This is a genomic window from Bacteroidota bacterium (assembly GCA_021300195.1).
Classification (GTDB): Bacteria; Bacteroidota; Bacteroidia; order J057; family JAJTIE01; genus JAJTIE01.
This window is the reverse complement of sequence record JAJTIE010000005.1, coordinates 215,264-223,398: the sequence shown is the minus strand read 5'-3', so window position 1 is coordinate 223,398 and position 8,135 is coordinate 215,264. Positions and strand designations below refer to the sequence as shown.

Here is an 8,135-nt window from a genome sequence, read left to right as displayed (position 1 = left end):
TGGCCGCTCAGGGGTAGGTAGGTGGGCTCCTCGCTCAGCAGGCTGCCGTCTTCGTCCGTCCAGCGATAGCTAAGGCCGGGGGCTTCGGGGGCCTGCAGGGGGCGGCCCTGCTGGATGCAGCGGTCGTATAGGGGCGGCAGGTTGAGGCTCAGGGTGCTGGGGTCTGCCTGCCGGGTGATGACAACTGAGTCGCGGTAATAGTTGCCGCAGCTGTCGATGGCCGTCAGTCGGTAGGTGCCGGGCTGGGTGAGGGCAATCTGCCGGGTGGTGGCAATCACCTGGCTAAAGTCGGGGGCGCGGGCCCACTCCCAGGTGTAGGCAAAGCTGCCGCTGGGGCCTACCCAGGTTTGGGTTTCGCCGGGGCATAGCTGGGGTTCCTGCTGGCTGGCCAGGGTGAAGGGTTGTACTTCGTCGTAGCGGGTAAGGGTCACGGTGTCTCTGCTGGTCAGGTTGCAGCCGTTGCCTACTTCCAGCACATAGGTGCCAGGGTCGGTAATGGCGAGGGTGCGGCTCGTCTGGCTGGTCAGCTCGGTGCCATTCCGCCACCACGTGTAGGTGAGCAGGCTACCCACGGGGCCCGCCAGGCTGGGGTTGCTGGCAGCGGGGGGATAGGCGGGGTCGTTGGCGCTCTGGTCAGTCCAGCGGCACCAGGGGCGGTCGGGGCCAAGGCTAGGCTGGGGGAGAGGGGGAAGTATCTTGCGAATGGTGTAGTTGAAATAATCAACTACATATATAATACCCGTTGCATCCACCACTACATCGGTGGGGCCATCGAAGCGCGCATCGGTGGTGCTTCCGTCGGTGCTGCCCGATTCCCAGGCCTTGCCCGCCAGGGTGCTCACTACCCCATCGGGGCTAATCTTGCGGATGGTATTGGCACCATAGTGTGCCACATATACATTCCCCTGTGCATCTACGTCCACACCCACTGAACCCCAGAATCGGGCATCGGCTACGCTTCCGTCGGTGCCTGCCAGGGTGCTCACTACCCCATCGGGGCTAATCTTGCGGATGACCTCATTGTAATCCTCTGTCACATACACATTTCCTACAGCATCTACAGCCACACAAATGGGTCCATGAAAGCGAGCGTCTGTTCCCCTCCCGTCGCTACTGCCAGGTTCCCCAGTCTTGCCCGCCAGGGTGCTCACTACCCCACTTGGGCTAATCTTGCGAATGGTGTGATTATTCCTATCAGCCACATACAGGTTACCCATCGCATCCACGGCTATGCCTGAGGGTGTTCGAAAACGAGCATCGACCCCTGTGCCGTCGGTACTGCCAGGTACCCCAGCTTTACCTGCCAGGGTGCTTACTAGCCCGGTCGGGCTTATTTTGCGAATCGTATGATCAGCCTGGTCGGCCACATACAGGTTTCCCCCCGCATCCACTTCCAGGAAGATAGGTTCTCTAAAGCGGGCATCGGCGATGCTCCCGTCGGTGCTACCCGCTTCCCAGGCACTGCCTGCCAGGGTACTTACTACCCCTGCAGGGGTCATTTTCCGAATGGTGCGAGTACCATAGTCCGCTACGTATATATTCCCCCCGGCATCCAGGGCAATACCAGAGGGATGCCCAAAGCGGGCATCCGCCCCTGGGCCATCGGTATAGCCGGCCTCTCCCGCCTTACCCGCCAGGGTGCTTACGCACTGGGGGTAGGCAGAGGCCAGCAGGCCAATGAGCAGAAAGCAGAGCCGAGGGAGGTGGGGGCTAATCCTCATGAAAGCAGTGATTGACCCCCAAATATACTTCCGCACGTCCGAAGGGGCAATAGCTAGTTCGCGAACGGTACAAATTGGGCGCTGAACGGGAGCGAAAGCGGCAGCGCCGCCCCAAAGTTGTTCGTTGCCTGTCATGCCACCCTCCATAGCCTATATTTGTGGGATGAATAAAGCGGACACCAAAATCCCGGAACGCACGCCCAGTCGCTATCTGGTTACCTCGGCCCTGCCCTATGCCAATGGCCCCATCCACATCGGTCACCTGGTGGGGGCCTACCTGCCTGCCGATATCTATGTGCGCTACCTGCGTAGCATGGGGCGCGATGTGCTGTATGTGTGTGGCAGCGACGAGCATGGCGTGGCCATTACCATCCGTGCCCGGCAGGAGGGCCTAAGCCCCCAGCAGGTGATCGACAAATACCACCCCCTTATCCGCGATAGCCTGCAGCAGTTTGGCATCAGCTTCGACAACTACAGCCGCACCAGCCTGCCCATCCACCACGAAACGGCAGCAGGTTTTTTCCGCACATTCCATGAACGGGGCCTGCTAGACGCACACGAGAGCGCACAGTTCTACGACCCCCAGGCGGGCATCTTCCTGCCCGACCGCTACGTAACCGGCGAGTGCCCGGTGTGCCACCACCCCCGCGCCTATGGCGACCAGTGCGAAAACTGTGGCAGCAGCCTGAGCCCTACCGACCTGATCGGGCCCAAGTCTACCCTAAGCGGGGCCACACCCGAGCTGCGAAGCACCCGCCACTGGTTTCTGCCCCTGGACAAAATGCAGGCCGAATGGCTGCAGGGGTATGTAGACGCGAAGCAAGACCACTGGAAAGCCAATGTGTATGGCCAGTGCCAGAGCTGGCTGAAGGCTGGCCTGCAGCCCCGCGCCATAACGCGCGACCTGGACTGGGGCATACCCGTACCCCTGGAGGGGGCCGAGGGCAAGGTGCTGTATGTGTGGTTTGATGCCCCCATTGGCTACATAAGCAGCAGCCGCGAGTGGGCCGAAAAACGCGGAACCCCCGATGCCTGGAAACCCTACTGGCAGGACCCCGATACGGAACTGGTGCACTTTATTGGCAAAGACAACATTGTCTTCCATACCCTCATCTTCCCCGCCATGCTGCACTACGAGGGTAGCTACATTGTGCCCAGCCAGGTGCCGGCCAATGAGTTTCTGAATCTGGAGGGCAATAAGATGAGCACCAGCCGGAACTATGCGGTGTGGCTGCATGAGTACCTGGCCGCATTCCCGGACAAGGTGGATGTGCTGCGCTATGTGCTGGCCGCCACCATGCCCGAGACCAAGGACAACGACTTCAGCTGGAAGGACTACCAGGCCCGAAACAACAATGAGTTGGTGGCCATCCTGGGCAACTTTGTAAACCGTGTGCTGACGCTGATACAAAAGTACTATGGCGGCACGGTGCCCCCCTGCCCCGCCACCCAGGCCGATGTGGCCGAGCGCGCCGAGCTGCACAGGGCCCTGCAGGCCGAACAGGCCCAGTATGCACAGAGCCTGGAGAAATTCCGCTTCCGCGATGCCCTTACAACCCTCATGAACATGGCCCGCGCGGGCAACAAATACCTGGCTGATACCGAACCCTGGAAGCGGATACAAACCGATGAAGCCGCCGTGCAGGCCATCCTGTACACCGCCACGCAGCTGGTAGCCCAGCTGGCTGTGTATGCAGAACCATTCCTGCCCGGCACAGCACAGCAGCTGGGCCTGCTGCTGGATACCCCCGTGCCTAGCCTGGCCCAGCTGCACCAGCAGGATGCCTGGCAGCTAGTGCCCGCCGGGCGCGTGCTGCCCCAGCCTACCCTACTCTTCACCAAGATAGAGGACAGCACCATAGCCGAGCAGCAGCAAAAACTGGAGGCTGCCCTGGCTGCCAGTGCCGCCCAGGCCCTCCCCACATCAGCCCCAGAAGATGCGGTGCCCATGGCTGCGCCCGTGCCTGCACCCAAACCCGAGGTGGCCTTCCCCGACTTTGAGAAACTGGACATTCGCATAGCTACCATTACGGCCGCCGAGCGGGTGCCCAAGGCAGACCGCCTGCTGAAGCTGACGCTGGACACTGGCCTGGACACGCGCACCGTGGTGAGCGGCATAGCCGAGCACTATGCGCCGGAGGACCTAGTGGGCCAGCGGGTGAGTGTGCTGCTAAACCTGGCACCGCGCAAGCTGAAGGGGATAGAAAGCCAGGGCATGGTGCTGATGGCCGAGGGGCCAGATGGCAAGCTGCGCTTCGTGCAGCCGCAGGAGCAGGCCCCGGCCGAGCTACCAAACGGGAGTGTAGTACGCTAGGGTAAGAAAAAAGACAAAGACCCATGTGCGTACTCGTATGGTTCCGGTATGACCTGCGGGTGGCAGACCACCCCGCCCTGTGGCACGCCGCCCAGACGGGATTGCCCCTGCTGCCCGTCTACATCTGGGAAGACGACTGGGAGAGTGTATGGATGGGCCAGCCCCGGCTGGGCCCACACCGCCGCCAGCTGATGGAGGCCTGCCTGGCCGAGCTGCAGCACCGCCTACAGCAGCTGGGTGCCCCACTGCGCGTCCTGAAGGGCGATAGCCGCAGGCTGATACCCCGGCTGGTGCAGGCCACCGGGGCCACAGCCGTATACACCCACTACGAGCCCGCGCCCAATGAGTCGGCCACCTTCTACACCCTGCGGCAGCAGCTGCGCAGCCAGGGCCTGGCCTGGCACAGCTGGGATGGAAACAGCCTGTACCAGCTAGACGATCTGCCCTTTCCGCCCAGCCAGGTGCCCGACCTGTTCAAGCAGTTTCGCCAGCGGGTAGAGCCTGCCGCACTTATCCGCACCCCCCTGCTTGCGCCACACCACCTGCTGGCCTACACCGGCGCGTGGCCCGAGGAGATGCTCACCCACAGCCTACCCCGGGCAAACACGGTAAGCGGGGGCGAAACCGCTGCACAGGCACGCCTGCACCACTACCTGTGGGAGAGCGATGCCATAGCCACCTACCGCGAAACCCGCAACGGCCTACAGGGTGAGCACTTCAGCAGCCGGCTAAGCCCCTGGCTGGCCCAGGGCTGCCTGAGCCCACGCCAGGTGTATACCGAGCTGCGACGCTATGAGCAGGCACGTACCCGCAACGAAAGCACCTACTGGCTATTCTTCGAGCTGCTGTGGCGAGAATACTTCCGGGCCGTAGCCACCAAGTTTGGCCCCCGGCTGTTCCGCCCCGCCGGAATTATGAACATAGACATACCCTGGAAGGAAGATGCCGTGCACCTGCGCCTGTGGCAAGCGGGCCAGACCGGCTACCCCCTGGTAGATGCGGCCATGCGCGAGCTGAAGGCCACCGGCTGGATAAGCAACCGGGCACGGCAGGTGGTGGCCAGCTTTTTCACCAAGAACCTGCACCTGGACTGGCGCCTGGGTGCCGCCTGGATGGAGCGCTGGCTGATAGACTACGACCCCTGTAGCCACTACGGCAACTGGAACTATGCCGCCGGAGTGGGCAACGACGGGCGGGGCTACCGGTTTTTCCATGTAGTGAAGCAGGGCGAGCAGTACGACCCAGAAGGAGCCTATGTACGCACCTGGGTGCCCGAGCTGGCACAGGTGCCTACCCCATACATCCACCAGCCCTGGCTGCTAGACCCTGCGCCAGAGGGCTACCCCGGCCCGGTGACAGACCTGATGCAGAGCGCCCGCGAGGGCGAAACAGCCTGGAAGCTGGGCTTCAAGGCGAGCGGCATACACAAGCGCATTTCGCGCATCCGCAAGTTTGTAAGGTAGTGCGTAACCCTAGCTAAATCGCCTGCGCAGTGCCAGGCGCTGTAGCTCGCGGTCTATCACCAGGTCGGCCACCCGGCTGGCCGCTTCTGGCAGGCCTTGGCTAGCATACAGGGCCGCCTGAAACAGAGGTTCGGCCACATCCAGCCGATACATCAGCTGGGCCAGCTGTTCGGGTTGCTGGTCTAGCAGCTGGTAGATCCACTGCTGCAACAGCGCATGCAGCGCGGCCCTATCTGTGGCCAGGGCTAGCGGCTGTGTGCCAAAATAGGGGGCAACCCGGTTTTCTATATCGTTCCAATCTTCCATGCCGAAGCACTTAGTTTTTTTCAAGTATCTACAAGTATTTTTTGCGGGATAAGCCTCCTATTGTAAATTAGGCATTTACAATCAAACCAGGTACACCCCGCCCCCCAAACAGGCATCAGACTGGTAATTAAACATGATACATGCCCAATATTACCTTGCCCGACATAGCAGACAAGCTACCCGCTATTTCGCCATCCTGAATGACTACGAATATTTGGCTGTGTGCATGTACGATACCCGAGGGCGCACTACCTATCGGTTCGACTTTGTGAACGACCCGCTATCGGTGGGCCTGATGCTGGCAAGCGATGCGTACGTGCCCTGTACGGCGGCAGCGTTTGGGCGCATGCTACAGGAAGTGCAAAAACACATGCCGAGCCACTACACGCCTGCGGTTTAGCCCCCCCAGCGCATTCGTACCGGGGAGCCAAGACTCGACATAGCCCACCGGGGCAGCTAGAATACGCGCTTGCGCTGCTCCCAGTCTTGTGTTAGCAGGTTGTAGTAGAAATTGCTCTGCTTCTTGGCCAGCAGCAGCAGGTCGATACGTAGAATCTGCTCCCAGTGTGGGGGGAAAAGGTACGAAGCACGCATCTTCACTTTTTTTCGCTCCAGTAGGCCCTCTATCAGGTACAGGTTATCCTGATACTTGCGAATGTCTTTCATCTTGCGAAGCTGGATCTTGATGCGCTCGATCATCAGCAAGATTTCGCCCGACTCGGCATGATCCTCCAGGGCGATCACCACCTGTAGCACCCACAGGATCGGGTTATTCGCAAGGGCAGGTAGGCGCCGCTTGTACTGCTCTGCCTCCTGTTTTGCTTGCCTGGGCAGGTTTGCAGCTATCAGAATGGCCAGGCGGTAGTAGATGCAGCGGTTCAGCACTTCATAGTCCAGGTCTTTGATAGCCAGTAGCCGCTGGAAGTACTCCTGCGCCGTTATCAGGTCCTTTTCGTAGAAGTAAAATAGCCCGGCAGTCTCCAGGTAGCCGGGTAGGAAGCGGCTTTTGACCTCGGAGTCCATGGTTTCCAGCAGTCGGGTAACCTTGTAGATAGCGCCCTGCAGGCTCAGAAAGTCGCCCGCCTTCAGGGCGCTACTCAGCAGCAGGTTCAGCACTTCATACTTGAAGTAGCGGTCCTCGCTATAGTCGGCCGCGTGCTGCTGATAGTAGGCGGACAGGAACCGGTGATTCTCTTCTTGCGTGCCGGTCATTTCGGCATACATCAGCCTTGTACGCAGGATCTTGACAATGGCACGCAGGTTCTCCGGTTTCAGATCCGTCAGGTCATATTCCGCCACCTGGTCCAGGTAGTGCGCAGCCTGCTGCACCCGCTGGTCCTGTGGCAGGGCATCGTGGTTATGGTACAGCAGCTGCATGGCCTGCATGGCGCTACGCGCCCGGTTTCGGGCGCGTAGCTCGCCCTGTATTTTGTCCAGCTCTTCATGTATCCGCCTAAACTGATCGAAAGAAGGCTTTTCGCAAATCATCAGGGCTTCGCCCTGAAAAACCAGGGCGGTACGCTGCCGATGCCGATAGCCCCCCTCTGCAGCAATGCCGGTGGCCTCTTCCAGCTGCTCTCGTGCCCCCTCGCCCAGCTGGCGCTGCAGCAGGATCATGCCCCGGCTGTAGGCACGCAGGTACTGGTAGGCCGGGTGCCCGCTGTTGCTAAACTGCAGCAGTACAAACAGAATGTCATCCAGCAGTGCCCGCTTCTGCATGCTGTAGAAGGCGCGGGTTACATCCGAGAAGTGCTCCTTGTACAACTGCTGGTCTATCGCCTTGGTATAATGCACGGCCTTCAGGTAGCCCTCGTACAGGTGGGCAAGCCGCCCACCCTTGCCATGGAGGTGGTAGAGGCGCTTCTCCTCTTTGGTTAGCGAATGGATGAGATCTGAAAGAACCTGCATGCGGTAGATAGATAGGTAGGTAGGGCAAAACTATTACTTTTCCACCAACAGACAGGGCCCTGAACACTTAAAAAAAGCCACACATCTGCCGGCAATTGCCTATGCTTATTCGCCCCAAAAATCAGCAACAAGATAGTAGCCCGCTGTGCGATTCATTAAGTGTTTAGACAAGACGTGCCTATGCGCGGACAAGTCTGTCAATTTGTTCGGGCAAGAACATAACCGTCTGCCTGGGGCTTTCTAGTACAGATATGGCCGTGAGGACACACACCCTATGCGCAAAAAATCCCGGCGGCTCCTTTTAGCCTATTTAGCCTGGCATCATCCGCAGGCCCGGCATCCACACTGGTACCGGTAGCATGTGCGGAAACCCTACGCAAGCATACGGCACACACAGCACATGGCATAGTTTTTAGCTGTACC

Annotated in this window: 6 protein-coding genes; 3 read left to right on the top strand and 3 right to left on the bottom strand. The window is 60.1% G+C overall.

All coding sequences use genetic code 11. The features are described from left to right. Positions 1 to 1,721 (bottom strand): hypothetical protein (locus LW884_02290; protein ID MCE3007166.1); only part of this gene is annotated, 1,721 nt, incomplete at its 3' end. 163 nt (positions 1,722 to 1,884) lie between these two features. On the opposite strand from LW884_02290, the gene metG reads away from it, so the two are divergent. Both metG and LW884_02280 read left to right on the top strand, forming a co-directional pair. Beyond that, positions 1,885 to 4,035 carry a methionine--tRNA ligase gene (gene metG, locus LW884_02285; GenBank protein ID MCE3007165.1) on the top strand — a complete coding sequence of 717 codons (2,151 nt, stop codon included), beginning with the start codon at positions 1,885 to 1,887 and terminating at the stop codon, positions 4,033 to 4,035. Between the two features lie 23 nt (positions 4,036 to 4,058). Then, complete coding sequence (locus tag LW884_02280; GenBank protein MCE3007164.1) at positions 4,059 to 5,498, top strand: DASH family cryptochrome; 1,440 nt, start codon at positions 4,059 to 4,061, stop codon at positions 5,496 to 5,498. 9 nt (positions 5,499 to 5,507) lie between these two features. Here LW884_02280 and LW884_02275 read toward each other — a convergent pair whose 3' ends face one another. Continuing rightward, positions 5,508 to 5,828 carry a hypothetical protein gene (locus LW884_02275; protein MCE3007163.1) on the bottom strand — a complete coding sequence of 107 codons (321 nt, stop codon included), beginning with the start codon at positions 5,826 to 5,828 and terminating at the stop codon, positions 5,508 to 5,510. Positions 5,829 to 5,937: 109 nt separating this feature from the next. Between LW884_02275 and LW884_02270 the strand changes: the two genes are divergently transcribed. Next, complete coding sequence (locus LW884_02270; protein MCE3007162.1) at positions 5,938 to 6,204, top strand: hypothetical protein; 267 nt, start codon at positions 5,938 to 5,940, stop codon at positions 6,202 to 6,204. A gap of 56 nt (positions 6,205 to 6,260) precedes the next feature. Here LW884_02270 and LW884_02265 read toward each other — a convergent pair whose 3' ends face one another. Next, on the bottom strand, positions 6,261 to 7,712 hold the full coding sequence (locus tag LW884_02265; GenBank protein ID MCE3007161.1) for a hypothetical protein: 1,452 nt from the start codon (positions 7,710 to 7,712) through the stop codon (positions 6,261 to 6,263). Between the last annotated feature and the right edge of the window lie 423 nt (positions 7,713 to 8,135).